Genomic DNA, 19,245 nt, shown 5'->3' on the forward strand with positions numbered 1-19,245 from the left:
TTTTATTTTTGTATATGTTTGAGCCGATACCGTTGAATTTACCTCCTTGTTCATCCAAAATAACACAAAAGCTTGACAAGCTTTTTATTTTTGACGAACTCCGAAAAAAGGATTTGGTACTTACACCGGAAGAATGGGTAAGGCAGCACTGGGTACATTATCTCTATCGTCACAAAGGCTATCCGAAATCGCTGATGCACATCGAAGGAGGACTAAAATTGAATACGTTGCAAAAACGGAGCGACCTCTTGGTTTTTAACAATAAAGGAGAAAAAATACTTTTGGCAGAGTTTAAGTCGCCTACTGTCAAAATTACCGAAAAGGTATTTCATCAGATCGCCAACTACAACAGCATCCATAAAATACCCCTACTCGTCGTCAGCAATGGCATACAGCATTATTATTGTAAAATACATTTCGAAGAAAATAGGTTTGAGTTTTTACCCGAACTGCCAAATTACAATTCGGTTCTAAATTTGTAGAGCATATTGAAATTATAATTTTATATTAGTCTTTTGGAAAAAGAAAAACAGAATCGTATGAATATAGATAAAAACGAATTTAGAAAATATGCTATCAAGCATCATCGTATAGGGAGCCAACATGTAGATGGTTTTATTTCCCGCGTACAAAGCAACATGCCGACGAACCTCACACCTTATATTATTGAGGAGCGTCAGCTAAATGTCGCACAAATGGATGTATTTTCGCGCTTGATGATGGACCGCATTATTTTTCTAGGTGACGCTATCAATGATCAGGTAGCCAACATTGTGCAGGCACAATTACTGTTTTTACAGTCTACAGATGCTCAACGTGATATTCAGATTTATATCAACTCGCCGGGAGGTAGCGTATATGCCGGACTGGGCATTTATGACACCATGCAATACATTGCTCCTGATGTAGCTACTATCTGTACCGGGATGGCAGCATCTATGGGCGCTGTATTGTTGGTTGCTGGCGCCAAAGGTAAACGCGCTGCGCTAAAACACGCTCGTGTGATGATTCACCAACCGTCTGGCGGAGCACAAGGTGTTGCTGCCGATATGGAAATCAATCTACGCGAAATGCTAAAGCTAAAAGAAGAATTATACACCATCATCTCTGAACATTCTGGCCAATCCTACGAGTGGGTAGAAAGGTCATCTGATCGTGACTATTGGATGAAAGCAGTGGAAGCGAAAGAGTTTGGTATGATTGATGAGGTATTATTACCCAAAAAAGAAGTTAAATAACAATTAATCAATGAGTAAGATTAATAATAGAGATGTCCGTTGCTCGTTTTGTGGTATCAGTAAAAATGATGCACAGATGCTTATTGCGGGTGATGGAGCTCATATTTGTGATCGCTGTGTGACGCAGGCTGGCGAAATTTTGGCCGAAGAACTGAAACAACGAAAAAGCAAATCTTTGCAAACAGCCTTAAAGCTGGTTCGCCCGACAGAAATAAAGCAACACCTTGACCAATATGTAATCGGTCAAGATGACGCAAAAAAAGTAATTTCCGTTGCTGTATACAATCATTACAAACGGCTGAATCAAAAAGTGGATAAAGATGAGATTGAAATCGAAAAGTCAAACCTCATTATCGTAGGAGAAACCGGAACGGGAAAAACATTACTGGCAAAAACCGTTGCAAAGATATTGAACGTTCCCTTCTGTATTGTCGACGCAACGGTATTGACAGAGGCAGGTTACGTTGGAGAAGATGTAGAAAGTATATTGACCCGCTTGCTGCAGGCTGCGGACTATGATGTTGCGGCAGCTGAAAGAGGTATCATCTATATTGACGAAATTGACAAAATTGCCCGTAAGAGTGACAATCCGTCCATTACAAGAGATGTATCTGGAGAGGGTGTTCAGCAGGCGTTATTGAAAATTCTAGAGGGTACAAACGTCAACGTACCTCCCCAAGGAGGCCGTAAACATCCCGACCAGAAAATGATTTCCGTCAACACGAGTAATATTCTTTTCCTCTGCGGCGGCGCATTTGATGGAATCCAGAAAAAGATAGCCAATCGTTTGCGCACACAAACAGTCGGCTATAAAATGAAAGAGGAAGAACAAGATGTGGATCTTAGTAATCTGTATAAATATATTACACCATTAGACCTGAAGAATTTCGGACTCATTCCAGAATTAATTGGTCGATTGCCTGTATTGACGTATTTAAATCCACTGGATAAGGAGACATTATTAAGTATCTTAACGGAACCTAAAAACTCCTTAATCAAGCAGTATGTGAAGTTATTCCAATATGAAGACATTGAATTAGTTTTCGACAAAGATGTCTATGATTTCATTGTAGATAAGGCATGGGAGTTCAAATTAGGCGCCCGAGGGCTGCGCAGTATTTGCGAAGCCATCATGCTTGACGCCATGTTTGAATTACCGACAAGTAAAGAGGAGGACGATGCAAAAGTCCTGCACATCACGCTCGATTACGCGAAGCAGAAGTTTGCAAAATCAGACATAAAAAAATTGCACGTTGCATAAAACAAAAATCCCTCAACATATTGAGGGATTTTTTGTCTATTATATAAATGCGTTTGGAAACTTAACGTGACTTTTCAAACCGTTGTCTTGTCAATAGAAAAGTGCTTATGACGAAAAAGAAGAAGAAAACAGTAGAGACACCGGTTACACCGGGATTGGGTACGAAAGAAGATATTGTTACAAATTGGTTACCTCGTTATACAGGATGTCCGCTAGAGGAATTTGAGCCGTATGTATTGTTGACAAACTTTTCGAAATATGTCAAGATGTTTTCCGAGATGCATGACAATGCACCTATTTATGGCGAGGATAAAGCGATGCAGGCTTGTACAGCCAGCGGTATAACCATGATCAATTTTGGCATGGGAAGCCCAATGGCGGCTACCGTTATGGATCTTTTATCCGCCATTGCTCCGAAAGCTGTGTTATTCTTAGGCAAAACGGGCGGATTAAAAAAGAAAGTTCCTGTTGGCGAACTCATATTGCCTATCGCCGCCGTAAGGGGCGAGGGTACATCCAATGATTATTTCCCCCCTGAAGTTCCATCTCTTCCCGCCTTCGCCCTGCAAAAAGCGATCTCTACAACAATCCGGGACTATTCGCTTGATTATTGGACAGGAACGGTTTACACCACTAACAGGCGTGTATGGGAACATGACAAAGCGTTTAAAAAATATTTAAAAAGTATACGTGCCATGGCTGTCGACATGGAGACAGCAACAATATTTAGTGTTGGTTTTGCCAATAAAATACCAACTGGAGCTCTCCTACTGGTTTCAGATCAACCTATGGTACCTGATGGTGTTAAAACAGCAGAAAGTGACCTGACTGTAACCGCGAAATATGTCGAAACGCATTTAAAAATTGGTATCGATGCGTTAAAACAACTTATCAATAATGGATTAACCGTTAAACATTTGAAGTTTTAGACAATAACTCTACTCAGCAGATTCGACTTCTTGGATGACGTAAATATCTTCGTTATCCTTTTTCATTTTATAACGTTCTCTAGCTATACGTTGAATTTCACTAGGATTGTATTGGACATCTTTTATCGCTTTCTCAATCCTCGTAATTTCCGATTCATAAAATTGCTTTTCGTTTTCCAATTTATTTTTTTCTTGTTGATAGGAGAATTGCGTACTGAAATCGTATCTATCAAAAAAGCACATCCAAATAAAAAACGCGACAGCTGCGATAAGGTATTTGTTTTGAATCAATGCAAGAAAACGTTCCATAAAGGCAAAGTTAAAAATCCCCTGATAAAGATAACATAAATTAAATAATAAAAAGAAAGGGAGGCCTGCCTCCCTTTCTTTTTATTATTTAATCGCGTATTTGAAGTTTTTGCCGATAAAACGTGCATTACCGCCTAATTCCTCTTCGATTCGCAATAACTGATTATATTTTGCCATACGGTCAGAACGTGATGCCGATCCTGTTTTGATCTGCCCACAGTTTAATGCGACAGCCAGATCAGCAATCGTTGAGTCTTCTGTTTCTCCTGAACGGTGAGACATTACGGATGTATAACCAGAGTTCTGTGCTAATGAAACCGCATTAATAGTCTCTGTTAATGAACCAATTTGATTTACCTTAACCAAAATAGAGTTTGCTGTATGGTTATCGATACCTTGTTGCAAGCGTTTTGTATTCGTTACAAATAAATCGTCACCTACCAATTGAACACGGTTACCGATTTTTTCTGTTAACAATTCCCAGCCTGCCCAGTCGTCTTCCTGCATACCATCTTCGATAGAGATAATCGGATATTTCTGCGTTAATTCTTCCAAATACGCTGCTTGCTCCTCTGAAGTACGAACTGCTCCGTTTGCACCTTCAAATTTGGTGTAGTCGTATTTGCCATCTACATAAAATTCCGAAGAAGCACAATCCAACGCCAAACAAATATCAGCACCTGGCTTATAACCTGCTGTTTCAATCGCCTTTAAAATGGTTTCAATAGCATCCTCTGTACCTTCAAATGTTGGGGCGAAACCACCTTCATCTCCTACTGCGGTAGATAGATTACGGTCGTGTAAAATTTTCTTTAAGCTATGGAAAACCTCGGTTCCCCAACGTAGGGCTTCTGAAAAAGAAGGTGCACCAACAGGCATAACCATAAATTCCTGAAAAGCAATTGGTGCATCCGAGTGTGAACCACCATTAACGATATTCATCATCGGAATAGGCAATGTATTTGCGTTTACACCTCCAATATAGCGATATAATGGTTGGTGAGACTCTTGAGCAGCTGCTTTAGCAACCGCTAATGACACACCAAGTATCGCATTGGCACCCAGGCTGCCTTTATTCTCCAAACCATCTAAGTCAATCATAATTTTGTCAATTGTATTCTGTTCGAATACATCAACACCTTTAAGTGCTTCGGCGATTTTTGTATTTACATTTTCTACTGCTTTCAAAACACCTTTACCCAGATACCTGGTTTTGTCGCCGTCGCGCAATTCAACTGCTTCGTGTACACCTGTAGAAGCGCCTGACGGTACAGCTGCACGACCAACAAAACCATTTTGTGTAGTTACATCTACTTCCACTGTTGGGTTTCCGCGCGAATCAAGAATTTGACGCGCATGAACATCAATTATTAAACTCATTTTTTTATTGTCTTATATTAGTCTCTTTTCCAATCTTAGTGTATAATCAACACTAAGATAGTATTTATTGTTGGTATATTCAAATATATACAATTTCTATGTCCTCCCACAACGATTCTTCACTAACGTTCAGAATAGCAGAAAAACGGCTAAGCTTTTACCATGGCGATAAAATCGTCAAAGAGATAGCGTGAATCGTGTGGACCTGGAGATGATTCAGGGTGGTACTGTACCGAGAATGCTTTTTTTCCTTTCAACCGGATTCCTTCGATCGAATTATCGTTCAGGTTGATATGGGTCACTTCCACTTTATCTGACTTCTCTAGATCTTCTGCCACAACGCTAAAACCATGATTTTGAGAGGTAATTTCACAACGATTAGCGATTATGTTCTTCACCGGATGGTTTATACCGCGATGTCCATTATGCATTTTTTCTGTACGGATTCCGTGTGCCAGCGCTAGCATCTGATGGCCTAGGCATATACCGAACATGGGTTTGTCTGCCGCTACTATCTCTTTTATGGTTTCTATCGCATAGTCTATTGCTGCCGGATCACCAGGCCCATTAGATATAAAATATCCATCAGGATTCCATTCCTCCATTTCTTTAAATGTCGTCTTGGCCGGGAATACTTTCGCATAAACTTGACGTGCATCAAAGTTGCGTAATATGTTCTTTTTGATACCCAGATCCAAAACAGCTATACGAGTAGGCGCACTTTCTTCGCCATAGAAATAAGGTTCTTTGGTTGATACGACAGAAGATAGCTCCAATCCCTCCATCGAAGGCACGTTCGCTAATTGAGTCTTCAATTCCTCTACATCAAGTGTTTCAGATGATATAATGGCGTTCATCGCGCCTTTATTTCGTATATGGCGTACCAATGAACGTGTGTCAATATCAGAGATACCAACTAAGTTTTCTTCTTCGAAATAGGTTTGAATAGATCTATCAGCCATTTGACGGCTGTAATTAATGTTATAGTTTTTACAGACCAAACCAGCGATCTGAATTTTTTCGGACTCTGTATCTTCCTCGTCAATTCCGTAATTACCAATATGCGCATTGGTCGTTACCATAATTTGCCCGTAGTAAGATGGATCTGTAAAGATTTCCTGGTAACCGGTCGTCCCTGTATTAAAACAGATCTCGCCTGTCGTTGTACCGATTTTTCCAGCAGCCTTGCCGTGATAAACCGTTCCATCTTCAAGCACCAAAATGGCTGGTAGTTTGCTGTAGTTGGTCATTCTCTTATTTCTCTGTTAAAGTTATTCTGTAATCGTTCTTTCCCTTATGGATATAAAAAAAGCCCAAACGGGCTAAAATAAATTCAAATATGATAGGTTTCCATGTTACCACCGAAGCCTTGCGATATTATGACGAGATATGTTACCTCATTTTTCACGGGAGACAAAGGTAAAAAATAAAACGTGAAAAATGAAACGTAAAAATTAAAAAAGACATCATTCGTCCTCTTCCAATATCTCTTGTACACGACCAATTTGACCATCTTGTAATCTTACCTTGATACCTCTATGGTGAAAAGGTGCCGAGGTAAGTAAATCCTTTACAATACCCTCTGTCAATATACCTGTACGTTGATCTTTTTTTAACACAATATTCACTAGCATCCCAGGTTTTATATTTGCTCTCGTTTTTCCGTCCATAACCTACAACCTTAAATCACCACTTTATAATGTCATTTCCGAGTGTAAATAGCATGAGCGCTATCAAGATAAAGAAACCTACGATTTGCGCCTTCTCGAGGAAGTTATCACTCAATGGCTTACCTTGAATCATTTCTACCAGTAGAAATAGTACATGTCCACCATCCAATGCAGGTATCGGCAAAAGATTCATAAAGGCCAAAGCCATCGACAACATTCCTACTAAACTCCAAAACCTAAGCCAATTCACTTCTGTACCAAACATTTTGGCTATTCCCACAGGCCCCGACAAAGCTTTATCTGCTCGTACATCACCTTTAAATATTTTGCCAAAGCCTTTGATGTTAACAGTAATTACTTCAAAAGCACGTTTCGTGCCGATTGGCAGGGATTCCAAGAAACCGTACGTATGCGTTGTGACAGGCAAATCCTCCCACAATAAAGAGACACCAACTGTAGCCGTAGAGTCTACCGTACCAGCCAAACTCAGTTCTTGGCCTTCTCTCATCACGCTGATGTTTATCGGTTTATTGACATTCTTTTTAATCTCGTCCGTAAATTGATCAAAAAATATCGTTGGTGTGCCGTTTACGGCTAAAATACTGTCTCCCACTTGAAACTGCATTCGCTCTGCCTCTGAACCCTTTTGGACTTCACCTACACTTCTCATCTTACGGCGAGGCTGCGCAAATTCAAATGCCTTATGATCTGCCACTTTGTTTAGGATATCAGAAGGGATACGGATTTCTTGCTGTTCACCCTGTCTTTCTATCGTCAGGACGGCCCCACCCATCATGACTTCAGCGCCCAACACATCCGTACCAAAAGCTAACGCTTGTTTACCATTGACCTTTAAAATCTTATCTCCAGGCTGAATACCGACCTCCTTGCCAATAATGCCCGGAACCACGCCATAGGCCAATTTACTGTTATCGATGTCACTATCTCCATAGCTAAACGCCAACATCCAGAAAACAACAATCCCCACGATTACATTGACAATAATTCCACCCAACATCACAATAAGGCGTTGCCATGCCGGTTTGGAGCGAAATTCCCACGGCTGGGGCTCCTGTTTCATTTGCTCGGTATCCATGGATTCATCGATCATACCCGCAATCTTCACATACCCCCCCAATGGCAGCCAACCAATTCCATATTCACAGCCTTTATAGTTAAACTTAAAAAGCTTTACTCCCCAGGCATCAAAGAAAAGGTAGAATTTCTCTACTTTAATACCGAATGCCCTCGCGGCCAAAAAATGTCCTAACTCGTGTAGTATTATCAAAATCGACAGGCCTAAAACAACCTGTCCAATCATTACCAATGTTCCCATTTATTAAATTATTCGTTCTCTTATTTCACTAAACTTCGTGCCACAACACGCGTTTCACTATCTATTGCCAACAAATCCTCCAAAGAAGGATTTGCAACCTTTTTTTGCTGACACATTGTCGCTTCAATCAAATCACTCATCCCTAAAAAGGAAATTTCATCTGCCAAGAATGCTGCCACGGCAACTTCGTTCGCAGCATTCAATACACAGGGACGATCTCCACCATCTTTTATCGATTGATACGCGAGCTCCAAATTACGGAAAGTATCTTTATCCGCCTCTTCAAAAGTTAAAGAAGCGTAATTCATAAAATCAAAACGTTCGAGCGAATTAGGCTGACGGTGCGGATACGTCAACGCATTCTGAATCGGCAGCTTCATATCCGGTAATCCCATCTGTGCTTTCATAGAGCCGTCCTGAAACTGCACCAACGAATGGATAATAGATTGGGGGTGGACAATGACATCAATCTGTTCGACATCCAAATCAAAAAGCCACTTTGCTTCAATAACTTCCAACCCTTTATTCATGAGGGATGCAGAATCTATTGTTATCTTAGCGCCCATCACCCAATTAGGATGTTTCAATGCTTGCTGTTTCGTAACGGTAGTCAAAAAATCACGGTCTTTTCCTCGAAATGGCCCACCAGATGCTGTTAGATATATTTTTTCCAACGGATTGGCATGTTCTCCTACCAAACATTGAAATATAGCAGAATGCTCAGAATCCACGGGCAACATCGCTACGTCGTATTGACGAACCAAATCCATCATCAGCGCACCAGCGACTACTAACGTTTCTTTGTTTGCCAACGCAATATCTTTTTTCCGCTCAATCGCTTTAACTGTAGGTCGTAGACCCGCTGATCCTACGATGGCATTGAGAACCATATCGATTTCATCGTACTGCACGACTTCTTCCAAGCCCTTTTCTCCAGAAAGTACGGTTATTTCCAAACTTTTCAACGCATTTTTTACCTGTGTATATTTATCCTCACAGACAATCACTACGGCCTTCGGCTTAAATTCTTGGGCTTGGGCAATCAACAGATCAGCATTTGCACTCGCCGTTAACACCGAAACTTCTAACAATTCCGGAAATGCCTTTATTACCTCTAGGGCTTGTGTGCCTACACTTCCCGTAGAACCTAATATGGCAATATTTTTCTTCTTCAAAATGCGTGTTAAATTATATTTTTTAATAATTGTGGATCATCTCCCCCTTTATAGTCTTTCATCATGTTATGATATGCAGTTGCCATAACTAAACTGACCGATGGTATGATCACAAAAGTGTTGATTGCACTAAAAATTTTGGCTATAATAAAGTAACCTAAATACTCAAACGAGACCTGAAGTATATAAGCCGTCCCAACTACCAACATCAGTAAAAACAAGTTAATAACATTGCCTCTTGTTAATGCGATGCTTAATCTAAAAGCGCGGAAAAGGCTATATTTTTTATCGACGATAAAAAAGGGAAAAAAAGTAATCCGAAGCAATACAAACATCATAATCAACCCCGTAAGAAACGGATTAACTTCCATACTCAATGTTTCCATATCCGCTCCTAGATACAACAGCGGGAAACTCAGCAAAGAGGAAAGCAGATAGACTATCCCCAATAGAAAAGAATATAGTATAAATCCCATCAGAAAATTCACAAACTGTTTTGCCGATGGAATATAGTCCTTGAAATCTGCATGTTCAACACCCTGTGCAAGCAATAAAGCTCTTTTTATCAGCACCAACTGTGTCCCGAAAAACAATGTCACAAAGACAAAACACATCAATCCGTTTATGATATCGCCATTAGATTCTGCCAATAAAAATGCTAAATAAGACGATAGATTAGAGGTTACAAACAATAAAAAGCAAAGCCCCGCAATTGAAAAGTAATGGCTTTTCAAAATACTTATTGCTTTCATAAAAACATCATTTGCTTTAAACGTGCTTTGCTTTAAATATTGTAACATGCTGAAAAATAATTATGCAAATATAATGGTATTTTTGCATCGCCTTATTATACTATCTAAAATCTTCCGGCACCGGTTTCTCCAATAGGTACTGATAATAAAAGCGTACCCGCTCTTTAAAATCATACACCGATTTTGAACGCGCAAATCCGTGTCGGCTACCAGGATAAATCATTAACTCAAATGGAACATCCCTGTCTGTTAATGCGTCTACCAACTGCATGGTATTCTGTAAGTGCACATTATCATCAAGGTCACCGTGCATAATGCGCAACCCTCCTTTGTATTGATTTACATAGGTCAATATAGAGCCCGCTTCATATCCTTGCGGATTATCCTGAGGTGTATCCATCCATCTCTCCGTATAATGTGTGTCATACAGTTCCCAACTGGTAACCGGCGCACCTGCAATACCATAATCAAAATAATCTGCTCCTTTTGTTAATGCCAAACAGGTCATATAACCGCCGTAACTGTGCCCTGTAATTAATAGTTTGTTATCAGCCACCCAAGGTTTTGCCTTCAACCATTTTGCTACGGTGATATAATCTATCATTTCCCATTTACCGAGATTTCTATGCATCCACGCTACACCTTGCTTACCAAAATGCCCCGATGCGCGATGATCAGCAGTAATTTGGATAACCCCCTCTTTCGCCCAATGTTGGTTAGACATACCTTTCCATGTATTTCGCACCGTTCCGGCATCGGGTCCACCGTAAATGCTCATTATTACCGGATAGACTTTAGTTTCGTCAAAATCTACAGGATAGGTTATAATAACGGGCAAATCAAATTTACCATCTTCCGAGGGGATAGTAAAATACTCCGTTTTTCCGATATTATAACTTTCAAAATCACTCGACTTGCTATCGGCCAATTCTTTTACTAGTTTACCTTTATTATCAACCAACGCGATTTTATTGGGAGTAAAAATATTGGAATAGTCTGTTATAAAATATTTTCCGTCTGGGGAAACTTTCACTTGATGTGTATAGTCACCGAATGTCAAGCGCTTCAGTCCTTTTCCCGAATAATCGACACGGTATAGGTCTACGGTAGCAGAATTTTCCTTACGTGCTGTAAAGTACACGACTTTATTTTTCTCGTCTACAAGTTCCAACGATGTTACCTGCCAATCGCCCGACGTCAATGGATTAACCAGTTTGCCATCCAATGTATATAGATAATAATGAGCCCATCCGGTACGGTCAGATTTCAAAATATAATATTTGTTATCTGCCAAATAGGTTATGCGTTCACTATGATCAAGGTTAATCCAAGTTGATTGTTTTTCATCGTATATCTCGTTTTTATTGCCATTAGTTGGATCCACGGAATAGAATTTCAGATTTGTCTGGTCGCGGTTCATCCACTGTACCATAATAGATTGACTATCAAAACTCCAATAAGGTTCTCCAAAATATTGGTCGTCTTTCTCGTTAAAGTTTGCCCAAACGACCGGCGACCCTTCCACTTTCACAAAACCTACTTTTACCTCGGGATTAGGATCCCCCGCCTTCGGATAGCGCGTTTCCTCCAAATATCCATGTTGTCCAGTAGAGACATAAATGGGGAACATCGGCACCTGTGTGTCGTCAAAACGCATAAAAGCCAATTGCTTACTGTCTGGCGACCACCAAAATGCTTTATAATTTGTTGGACGACCCAAAATTTCTTCATAGTATACCCAGGATGACCAACCATTGTAAATAACATCCGTACCGTCTGACGTGTAACGAACTTCACTTCCATCGTCTACTTTCACACTATATAAATCGTTATCCCGCGTAAATGCTACATATTTTCCGTCTGGCGACAATGTTGGATTCTTTTCTTCTATGTCGGGGGATTGTGTTAAGCGTCTATCCAGATCATTTCCGTAACGGATATAAATATCTTTATCTTTAATAAACACCTCTGTATCCAACTTAACCGGCGGCGTATAAGCTATGCGTTTACCGGTTTTTACATGCACTTGATAAAGTTTGCCGTCCGTAACATCACGTTCAATATAATGATAATTATCCGCCCAACCAGTATATTGGTTGATCGGTTTCGTGACCGAAGTTTCCTGCCCCCATGCTTGGGCAAAGCTCAACGTTTTCTTCTGAGCCTGTAATTGGGTAACAAATAGAAGCCCTATAAGTGATTTTAGTAAAATCTTATTCATAATGGATGCTGATAACGCCACGAAATTAACAATAATATAATAAAAAAAGCCACTTAATAGTGGCTCCATATGTTTTTACGTTGGAATGCGTTAGAAAGAATAGTCGTCTTTCTGCGCATATTCAGCTGAGTCTTCTTGATTTGGTTCGTAGCGTTTTTCAACAACGTCTTGGTTAGCCTTGATATAGTCCACAACCTCTGTCAACCCTTCAGCAAATTTCTCAAAATCTTCTTTATACAAGAAAATCTTGTGCTTAATAAATTGCCCATCTTCGAAACGTTTTTTGCTTTCCGTGATGGTTACGTAGTAATCGTTAGAACGAGTTGCTTTTACATCAAAAAAATAAGTACGTTTTCCCGCTCTCACCTTTTTTGAAAATACCTCTTCACGCTCTTTGTTTTCAAAATCTCCCATTAGTATTGCAAGTATTTAAGTTTAAATCCTTTTTCGCTATAAATATATAATAATTAATTTCATGTTTCCAAATTTAATAGAAAAAATGTTTAAAAACTTTCACCGAAAAAAGAACGGTGTTTACCGAAAAAGTGCATTGTATTGCCTATTTTGGCTAACGTATTATTAAGTATTGCATTACTTTTGAATCAAACATAAAAATACAAGTAGTAATGGAAAGAGAAAGAGATCATAAAACACCACCTCCTATCCCGCCTCGCGGTAATAATAAAAGCGCAAATATCATTGGGGCAGCGATTGTATTCTTGGGCATTGTCCTCTTAATGCGTAATCTTGATTTGGGTTTTCCGTTTCCTAGGAACATCTTTGGTTGGGAGATGATTTTAATTATCATCGGGATCGTGATTGGCGTAAATTCGAAATTTGAAAAGAAATCGTCTATCATTTTGATTGCTATTGGTGGACTTTTCCTCCTCAGACGATTACTCGACTTTTCTTTTGGCGGTGTTGTTATCCCCATATTGGCCATTGCTATCGGAATTTATTTCATCGTTCGAAACCGCAATCATCCTGCTCCGCCTATTCCACCACATACTCCGCCGGGCACAGATAAAGATGAATTTGATTGGGATAAGCGCGTGGATATCGGAAATGAACCTGCCGATGCCTTTAAGTCTTCATTTGAGGAGGCACGTGATACATATAAAGGTGATGAACAACAAACAAAACGAACATACACGTATGAAGGTGAAAATTATATAAAGGTCGAATCTATATTTGGTTACGCGAAAAAGATTATTTTTTCAAAGAACTTTCTCGGAGGCACGATGACCAATCTCTTCGGCAGCACCGAAATCAATTTATTACAGGCTGATATACAACAGCCGGTTGCTTTAGATGTGTTTCAACTATTTGGAAGCACCAAGATTATCGTGCCCCCCCACTGGGTGGTGGCGACGACGGCATCTTGTATCTTGAGTGAGAACGATGACCGTCGTGTCATATTGACCAACGTAAAAGATCAGAACAAATGTCTGTATATTACCGGTACGTCGATCTTCGGAAACATCACTATAAAAAACAGCTAAGGTAATATGACGTTTAAACTAACGACAAAAAACCGTTTAATCCATGTTAGTGCATGGACAATCTGTATTTTATACTTCGCTGTTTCTTATTTTTTATTGTGGTGGGATTTTAGCCCGAAAGCGGTTACACCCTATGAACCCATCATTGGCGCACTTTCCATAACTATTTGTTGCTACCTTATTTATAGTACCTTGCAATTTTATTTGCCACGTAAAAACCAATACGTCAAGATTATCTTAATTTGTTTGGTATTGACCGTGGTGAGCATTGGATTGTCTATATTTTTCCTAAACCAATTTTTTGACGATTTCTCGCTTACACATTTTTATCAGATTTTACCGTACCGCTTTATCATCAACTTCCTATTGTTGCTTTGTGTGACGATTATTAATGTGTTCTGGAACATTCAAGAAGAATACGAGGAAAATAAAAAGAGGAAAGAAGAATCCGAACGCATCCTAAGGGATGCAGAACTGTATAATTTACGGCAACAGCTTCAACCTCATTTTCTGTTTAATAGTCTTAACTCGATCATTGCTCTTATCGGCATCAAGCCAGATGAAGCTCGTAATATGACGTTTCAACTCTCTGATTTTTTACGTGGCACGATGCGGAAGGATGATAAGCAGTTAATTCCGCTTGCAGACGAAATCGCCCATTTAAAGCTATACCTTGACATAGAGAAAGTACGTTTCGGGCACCGGCTAACGACAACTTTTTATTTACAGGAAGAGGCAAGTCAAGCTAAAGTTCCTTCGATGATTATTCAACCGCTACTGGAAAATGCCATTAAATTCGGCTTATATAACGTCATAGGGAAAGTGGAAATCACGATTGATATCCAGATAGAAAACTACATGCTATATATCACGATTACCAATCCATTTGATTCTGATCAGTTTGAGAGTCGAAAAGGTACAGGATTTGGACTTTCCAGTATTCAACGCCGCTTGTTTTTGCTTTATAGCCGTACAGATTTATTGGAGACCTCTATTCATGAAAATACATTTATATCAACCTTAAAAATTCCGCAATATGATTAAGACTATCATCATAGACGACGAACCTTTAGCACGCATGGTTATTTCCGAATATTTACAACAACATCACGATGTCGAAATAGTGGCCGAATGCGGAGATGGTTTTGAGGGTGCGAAAATGATCCAACAAGTACATCCTGATCTCATTTTTTTAGACATTCAAATGCCAAAACTGACTGGATTTGAGATGTTAGAGATTCTCGATGAAATGCCTAATGTCATCTTTACGACCGCATTTGATGAGTTTGCTATTAAAGCTTTTGAAAAAAATGCAATAGACTATCTTTTAAAACCCATCAATAAGGACCGATTCGAACAGGCGTTAACAAAATTCAGAAATAACCATCATAGCAGCACGCCAAAAGAAACTTCAGCAAAATTAGAAGCTGCTCGAGAAGAAGAAGCCTTAGAGCGCATTGTTGTAAAAAACGGCTCGCAGATTAAGATTATTCCCGTACAGCAGGTTACCTTTCTGGAAGCTTATGACGATTACGTAAAAATCCACACGAAAGACGGTATGTTCCTGAAGAATAAAACAATGAGTTCTTTTGAAAAACAATTAGACCCAAAACAGTTTGTGAGGGTACATCGCTCATTTATCGCGAAAGTAGATCAGCTTGCAAAAATTGAACCGATGGAAAAAGAAAGTTACATCGCTACTTTGCTAACAGGCGAAAAAATCAATATCAGTAAATCGGGATACGCTCGTTTGAAACAAATCATTGGCTTATAAACATATGTTTATGTAATTTTGCGGTATGATTCGCAAGTTATTTTTCTTACTGTTAATGTGCACTGCGCTGACGGGACTGGGACAAACAAGGATAGAAGAAGCCAATCGGGCAGTTTTCAATAAAATAGAGTTTTTCATCAACACACAGATGACAGATTCCATCTACAACTTAGCCTCTGAAGCTTTTAGGAAACAGGTTAGCAAAGACCAACTCGCCTTTATGCTACAAAACCTTTATCAACTAGGTAGAATAACAGATGTAGAAGTGGAAGATTTTAAAGGCCAGACTGCTACTTATCGGGTATCTTTTACAACGGAGCGTCAATTGCTGGCCAAATTAGCCGTAGATAGTACGTTTCGTTATACTGCATTAGCTTTTACAGCTGCTGACAACAGTACCAAAGAAGTTGAAAAACCGGAAAAAGACGAGGTGATCAGTCAGGTAGAAACCGAAACTCCCTTAGACTTCTATATAGATTCGATAGCCAACACCTACATCAAAAAAGGGAATACCCAATCTTTGGCGGTAGCGATTTTTCACAAAAATAAATACAAAACATTTCTGTATGGTGAAACGGAAAAAGGAAACAATACACTTCCTACAGAAAACACGCTATATGAAATTGGATCAATCACGAAAGTATTCACTGCGACATTACTTGCTGATCTCGTCACAAAGGATATTATCCAGTTGGATGACCCTATACTACCTTTTTTGCCCGATTCGGTCTCTTCCAATCCAGCATTAAAAGGAATTACGTTCAAAACCTTAGCCAACCATACTTCGGGGCTTCCCCGCATGGCAGATAACTGGAATCGCGTTGTTGGATACAATGAGAAGGATCCATTTGCGACTTATGACCGAAAAGCGCTTTTCAGCTTTCTGACAAATTACAAAGCATCGCGAGAGCCGGGCGAGGAGTATGAATACAGCAACCTAGGCTATGGCTTGTTAGGTGAACTAATCGCTATTATCTGCAAAAAACCTTATATGCAGGGCTTACGGGAAACGATTTTGGAACCTTTACAGCTTGGCAATACTACTGATAAACCAGATGTAAAAAAACAACAGATAGTTCTTCCAGGTTTAGATAAAGATGGAAATATAACACCATTATGGAATTGGGAAGCCTTGATCGGAGCTGGCAGCCTAAAATCCAACATAAGAGATCTTATGCTATTTGCGGTCGAGCAATTTAAAATGCCAGAAAACGAATTGCAGAAGGCAATGGCCTTGACAAGACAGTTTACTTTTTTCACACCTGAAAATATGGACATTGGGTTAGCTTGGCGTATAAGTATGATGGGGGACGGTATCATATACTTCCACCACACCGGTGGAACAGCAGGTAGCAGCTCTTTCGTCGGGCTCTCTCCTGATACGAAAACAGCCGTGGTCATTTTATCCAATGCCTCCGAAGGCGTATCTCCAATCAGTACGGAAATTATGGAGAAATTGTTAGCCGAGTAGATCAAAGCCCACCATAAAGATGGGCGCACACTCAAAAGTATCCAAAAAATTACCTAAGTTTGGGTAAAAATCAACTTTAATAAATAAAAGACACATTATCGTGAAAAAACGCATTGCTATTTTTGCTTCCGGCTCGGGTTCGAATGCACAGAAAATTATGGAGCATTTTAAGTATTCCAATCTGGCGGAAGTAGCTTTAGTGTTGAGCAATAATCCTGAAGCCTATGTTCTACAACGTGCGGATAACTTTGAAATCCCGTCTCATGTTTTCGACAAGAAAACTTTTTATGAAACGGATGAAATCATAGATATTTTAAAACGTTTGGAAATAGACCTCGTTGTTCTAGCTGGCTTTTTATGGTTAGTTCCGGAGAATCTTTTAAAAGCATTCCCAAATAAAATCATCAATATCCACCCTGCTTTACTTCCTAAGTATGGCGGCAAGGGAATGTATGGTGATAGAGTACATAAGACTGTTCTAGAAGCTGGCGATGAAGAACACGGCATCACTATCCATTTCGTTAATGAAAACTTCGATGAAGGTGAGATTATCCATCAAGCAAAATTCAAGATTGAAGCGGACGACACGTTGGAGATCATCAAGTTTAAAGGACAACAGTTAGAGCATCAATATTTTCCAAAAATCATCGAGAATTTATTGAAGAAATATAATTGAAGAAGATATAAATTTCCTATTGCTTTAAACAGCTGTAATACCGACAGGTTTATTTCTTCATCGTAATCGTTGTGAACGCTCTATCCACCGTTTCCCCTGTTTTACTTTTAACAATTTCTGTTTGTGTCTCTATCCCTCCAGGATGAAAAGCCGTATTATCGAAAAGCTTTTTAATTTTTTCGTCGTCGTAAAGGGTAAAACCGAATTCAACAAAAGGCAGTTGTTTCATAAAATCACCTTGAGCGTAAGTAATATTTAATACCCCGCCCGGTTTTATTACACGATAAAGCTCAGCTAGCAGTGCCCTTGGGTCATCCCAAAAATAAACGGTATTTACTGTAAAAACTTTATCAAAAAAATTGTCTTCGAATGGAATATGTACGCCATCATATAAATAAAAGCTAGCCTGCCCGTTATCCAGAAATTGCGGATTTAAGCGTTGTGCTTCTTCTTGCATGAGCACAGACATTTCCAAACCGTAATAGCTTAGGTCCTTTTTTTGTTCGAGCAATTGTGTAAGATGACCGCAATTGCCGTGTCCAAGTTCCAATATTCGCTGCCCATCTTGCAGCTCTAGTCGTTTTATGGAATGAAGCGTCATGTTGATATTCGTTTCATTCATCATTTCAGCAACTTTAACACCTTTGTCACCTTGTGGTTGTCGTAATTGCAAAGCTAATTCTTGCAGTTCTTTATTATCGGCCATCCCGTTTGGATTTTTATGAATAATTGAATAATAACTGTAAAAACTCGATTAAATATAATCGCCAGCTATATGTTTTTTTCTCATTTCGTTTTAATCATTACCTATTTTACAGCGGTCTTATCTTAATATTTCGGAAAGACACTCCCCGCGACCAGTCTTGCAAGGCGATACGTCCTTTGTTGTGTTTTCCGAACTCTGGATAATCTTTAAATGCACTTCTAATAACTAAATTCTTCCATGCTGTGGAGTTGAAATCTACTTGAGCCGTCATGTTGCCGTTAAGATAGAATTCCGTTTTTCCATTCTTTTGTATAATTCGCGAATGGTTCCATTGCCCTGCCTTTTTAGTGTTGACAAAGTTCTTCTGCGGAAAAAAAGTATATAGGCAACCCGACCGTTTCAACGGTTTGTCAAAATTGGCATGCGAATCTTCCAAAAGTTGATATTCCGGCCCTGAATGGTACGTGGCGTCGATATTTGGTTCCTCCTGAACATTCACAAAAACACCACTGTTTCCCGCTTTCTCCAGTTGCCAATCAAATATCAGCTCATAGTTTTCAAATTCCCTATCCGTAACCAGATCTCCCTTTTTGAGATCGCTATTGGGATTACAATAAAGGCTACCGTTCTGCACCACCCAAGCAGATGGTACACTCCCTCGATTATAAACATGCCAATTAGACAAGGATCGTCCATCGAAAAGCAATTCCCACCCTTCCTCTTTTTCATTTTCGCTTAGCGTATTTGGGGTCGTATCAGCTACATCAGCACATGCTACAAAAAACGATAAAACTGAAAAACAAAGGACTTTAATTACATTTCTATTTTTAATATGCATATTGGTA

The 19,245-nt window shown here is 39.4% G+C and carries 20 protein-coding genes; 9 read left to right on the plus strand and 11 right to left on the minus strand.

The window, feature by feature from the left end; all coding sequences use genetic code 11:
* Positions 1 to 14: 14 nt before the first annotated feature.
* The 4 genes from H8B21_RS11365 (at position 15) to H8B21_RS11380 (ending at position 3,428) form a co-directional block, all read left to right on the plus strand.
* Positions 15 to 482 carry a type I restriction enzyme HsdR N-terminal domain-containing protein gene (locus H8B21_RS11365; protein ID WP_190313860.1) on the plus strand — a complete coding sequence of 156 codons (468 nt, stop codon included), beginning with the start codon at positions 15 to 17 and terminating at the stop codon, positions 480 to 482.
* A 57-nt stretch (positions 483 to 539) separates the two neighbouring features.
* On the plus strand, positions 540 to 1,238 hold the full coding sequence (gene clpP / locus H8B21_RS11370) for an ATP-dependent Clp endopeptidase proteolytic subunit ClpP (RefSeq protein ID WP_190313861.1): 699 nt from the start codon (positions 540 to 542) through the stop codon (positions 1,236 to 1,238).
* 10 nt (positions 1,239 to 1,248) lie between these two features.
* Entirely contained in the window at positions 1,249 to 2,499 is a 1,251-nt protein-coding gene (gene clpX / locus H8B21_RS11375) for an ATP-dependent Clp protease ATP-binding subunit ClpX (RefSeq protein WP_190313862.1), read from the plus strand.
* A gap of 107 nt (positions 2,500 to 2,606) precedes the next feature.
* Positions 2,607 to 3,428, plus strand: coding sequence for an AMP nucleosidase (locus tag H8B21_RS11380; RefSeq protein ID WP_190313863.1), 822 nt, complete (start codon positions 2,607 to 2,609; stop codon positions 3,426 to 3,428).
* A gap of 9 nt (positions 3,429 to 3,437) precedes the next feature.
* Here H8B21_RS11380 and H8B21_RS11385 read toward each other — a convergent pair whose 3' ends face one another.
* The 9 genes from H8B21_RS11385 to H8B21_RS11425 all read right to left on the minus strand — a co-directional run bounded on the left by H8B21_RS11385 (position 3,438) and on the right by H8B21_RS11425 (position 12,685).
* On the minus strand, positions 3,438 to 3,737 hold the full coding sequence (locus H8B21_RS11385) for an FtsB family cell division protein (RefSeq protein WP_190313864.1): 300 nt from the start codon (positions 3,735 to 3,737) through the stop codon (positions 3,438 to 3,440).
* A gap of 84 nt (positions 3,738 to 3,821) precedes the next feature.
* Positions 3,822 to 5,117 (minus strand): phosphopyruvate hydratase, encoded by a 1,296-nt coding sequence (gene eno, locus H8B21_RS11390; protein WP_190313865.1) that lies wholly within the window; start codon positions 5,115 to 5,117, stop codon positions 3,822 to 3,824.
* Positions 5,118 to 5,266: 149 nt separating this feature from the next.
* Complete coding sequence (gene carA, locus H8B21_RS11395) at positions 5,267 to 6,367, minus strand: glutamine-hydrolyzing carbamoyl-phosphate synthase small subunit (RefSeq protein WP_190313866.1); 1,101 nt, start codon at positions 6,365 to 6,367, stop codon at positions 5,267 to 5,269.
* A gap of 216 nt (positions 6,368 to 6,583) precedes the next feature.
* On the minus strand, positions 6,584 to 6,787 hold the full coding sequence (locus H8B21_RS11400; RefSeq protein ID WP_165296031.1) for a YwbE family protein: 204 nt from the start codon (positions 6,785 to 6,787) through the stop codon (positions 6,584 to 6,586).
* Between the two features lie 16 nt (positions 6,788 to 6,803).
* The gene (gene rseP / locus H8B21_RS11405; protein WP_190313867.1) at positions 6,804 to 8,123 is read right to left on the minus strand and encodes an RIP metalloprotease RseP; all 1,320 of its coding nucleotides are present in this window, start codon (positions 8,121 to 8,123) and stop codon (positions 6,804 to 6,806) included.
* Between the two features lie 20 nt (positions 8,124 to 8,143).
* Positions 8,144 to 9,298 carry a 1-deoxy-D-xylulose-5-phosphate reductoisomerase gene (gene dxr / locus H8B21_RS11410; protein WP_223814974.1) on the minus strand — a complete coding sequence of 385 codons (1,155 nt, stop codon included), beginning with the start codon at positions 9,296 to 9,298 and terminating at the stop codon, positions 8,144 to 8,146.
* An 8-nt stretch (positions 9,299 to 9,306) separates the two neighbouring features.
* Positions 9,307 to 10,050 (minus strand): beta-carotene 15,15'-monooxygenase, encoded by a 744-nt coding sequence (locus H8B21_RS11415; protein ID WP_190313868.1) that lies wholly within the window; start codon positions 10,048 to 10,050, stop codon positions 9,307 to 9,309.
* Between the two features lie 100 nt (positions 10,051 to 10,150).
* Entirely contained in the window at positions 10,151 to 12,271 is a 2,121-nt protein-coding gene (locus H8B21_RS11420) for a S9 family peptidase (protein WP_190313869.1), read from the minus strand.
* A 90-nt stretch (positions 12,272 to 12,361) separates the two neighbouring features.
* The gene (locus H8B21_RS11425) at positions 12,362 to 12,685 is read right to left on the minus strand and encodes a DUF3276 family protein (RefSeq protein WP_190313870.1); all 324 of its coding nucleotides are present in this window, start codon (positions 12,683 to 12,685) and stop codon (positions 12,362 to 12,364) included.
* Positions 12,686 to 12,897: 212 nt separating this feature from the next.
* On the opposite strand from H8B21_RS11425, the gene H8B21_RS11430 reads away from it, so the two are divergent.
* The 5 genes from H8B21_RS11430 to purN all read left to right on the plus strand — a co-directional run bounded on the left by H8B21_RS11430 (position 12,898) and on the right by purN (position 17,694).
* Positions 12,898 to 13,773: a LiaF transmembrane domain-containing protein gene (locus H8B21_RS11430; RefSeq protein ID WP_190313871.1), complete on the plus strand. Its 876-nt coding sequence runs from the start codon at positions 12,898 to 12,900 to the stop codon at positions 13,771 to 13,773.
* 6 nt (positions 13,774 to 13,779) lie between these two features.
* Positions 13,780 to 14,817 (plus strand): sensor histidine kinase, encoded by a 1,038-nt coding sequence (locus tag H8B21_RS11435; RefSeq protein ID WP_190313872.1) that lies wholly within the window; start codon positions 13,780 to 13,782, stop codon positions 14,815 to 14,817.
* Positions 14,810 to 15,547: a LytR/AlgR family response regulator transcription factor gene (locus H8B21_RS11440; protein WP_190313873.1), complete on the plus strand. Its 738-nt coding sequence runs from the start codon at positions 14,810 to 14,812 to the stop codon at positions 15,545 to 15,547. Before H8B21_RS11435 ends, H8B21_RS11440 begins: the two co-directional genes overlap by 8 nt.
* Before the next feature lie 25 nt (positions 15,548 to 15,572).
* Positions 15,573 to 17,018 carry a serine hydrolase domain-containing protein gene (locus H8B21_RS11445; protein ID WP_190313874.1) on the plus strand — a complete coding sequence of 482 codons (1,446 nt, stop codon included), beginning with the start codon at positions 15,573 to 15,575 and terminating at the stop codon, positions 17,016 to 17,018.
* A gap of 100 nt (positions 17,019 to 17,118) precedes the next feature.
* Complete coding sequence (gene purN, locus H8B21_RS11450) at positions 17,119 to 17,694, plus strand: phosphoribosylglycinamide formyltransferase (protein ID WP_190313875.1); 576 nt, start codon at positions 17,119 to 17,121, stop codon at positions 17,692 to 17,694.
* 49 nt (positions 17,695 to 17,743) lie between these two features.
* Here the strand turns inward: purN and H8B21_RS11455 are convergent, their stop codons facing one another.
* Together H8B21_RS11455 and H8B21_RS11460 are read right to left on the minus strand one after the other, a co-directional pair.
* Positions 17,744 to 18,400, minus strand: coding sequence for a class I SAM-dependent methyltransferase (locus H8B21_RS11455; RefSeq protein WP_190313876.1), 657 nt, complete (start codon positions 18,398 to 18,400; stop codon positions 17,744 to 17,746).
* A 106-nt stretch (positions 18,401 to 18,506) separates the two neighbouring features.
* Positions 18,507 to 19,238 (minus strand): 3-keto-disaccharide hydrolase, encoded by a 732-nt coding sequence (locus H8B21_RS11460; protein WP_190313877.1) that lies wholly within the window; start codon positions 19,236 to 19,238, stop codon positions 18,507 to 18,509.
* Positions 19,239 to 19,245: the final 7 nt, after the last annotated feature.

It is taken from the genome of Sphingobacterium chuzhouense (assembly GCF_014692525.1).
Taxonomy (GTDB): domain Bacteria; phylum Bacteroidota; class Bacteroidia; order Sphingobacteriales; family Sphingobacteriaceae; genus Sphingobacterium; species Sphingobacterium chuzhouense.

Coding starts and splice junctions, on each gene's coding strand:
- H8B21_RS11365 (WP_190313860.1), top strand. CDS start 15: ATGTTTGAGCCGATACCGTTGAATTTACCTCCTTGTTCATCCAAAATA.
- clpP (WP_190313861.1), top strand. CDS start 540: ATGAATATAGATAAAAACGAATTTAGAAAATATGCTATCAAGCATCAT.
- clpX (WP_190313862.1), top strand. CDS start 1,249: ATGAGTAAGATTAATAATAGAGATGTCCGTTGCTCGTTTTGTGGTATC.
- H8B21_RS11380 (WP_190313863.1), top strand. CDS start 2,607: ATGACGAAAAAGAAGAAGAAAACAGTAGAGACACCGGTTACACCGGGA.
- H8B21_RS11385 (WP_190313864.1), bottom strand. CDS start 3,737: ATGGAACGTTTTCTTGCATTGATTCAAAACAAATACCTTATCGCAGCT.
- eno (WP_190313865.1), bottom strand. CDS start 5,117: ATGAGTTTAATAATTGATGTTCATGCGCGTCAAATTCTTGATTCGCGC.
- carA (WP_190313866.1), bottom strand. CDS start 6,367: ATGACCAACTACAGCAAACTACCAGCCATTTTGGTGCTTGAAGATGGA.
- H8B21_RS11400 (WP_165296031.1), bottom strand. CDS start 6,787: ATGGACGGAAAAACGAGAGCAAATATAAAACCTGGGATGCTAGTGAAT.
- rseP (WP_190313867.1), bottom strand. CDS start 8,123: ATGGGAACATTGGTAATGATTGGACAGGTTGTTTTAGGCCTGTCGATT.
- H8B21_RS11415 (WP_190313868.1), bottom strand. CDS start 10,050: ATGAAAGCAATAAGTATTTTGAAAAGCCATTACTTTTCAATTGCGGGG.
- H8B21_RS11420 (WP_190313869.1), bottom strand. CDS start 12,271: ATGAATAAGATTTTACTAAAATCACTTATAGGGCTTCTATTTGTTACC.
- H8B21_RS11425 (WP_190313870.1), bottom strand. CDS start 12,685: ATGGGAGATTTTGAAAACAAAGAGCGTGAAGAGGTATTTTCAAAAAAG.
- H8B21_RS11430 (WP_190313871.1), top strand. CDS start 12,898: ATGGAAAGAGAAAGAGATCATAAAACACCACCTCCTATCCCGCCTCGC.
- H8B21_RS11435 (WP_190313872.1), top strand. CDS start 13,780: ATGACGTTTAAACTAACGACAAAAAACCGTTTAATCCATGTTAGTGCA.
- H8B21_RS11440 (WP_190313873.1), top strand. CDS start 14,810: ATGATTAAGACTATCATCATAGACGACGAACCTTTAGCACGCATGGTT.
- H8B21_RS11445 (WP_190313874.1), top strand. CDS start 15,573: ATGATTCGCAAGTTATTTTTCTTACTGTTAATGTGCACTGCGCTGACG.
- H8B21_RS11455 (WP_190313876.1), bottom strand. CDS start 18,400: ATGGCCGATAATAAAGAACTGCAAGAATTAGCTTTGCAATTACGACAA.
- H8B21_RS11460 (WP_190313877.1), bottom strand. CDS start 19,238: ATGCATATTAAAAATAGAAATGTAATTAAAGTCCTTTGTTTTTCAGTT.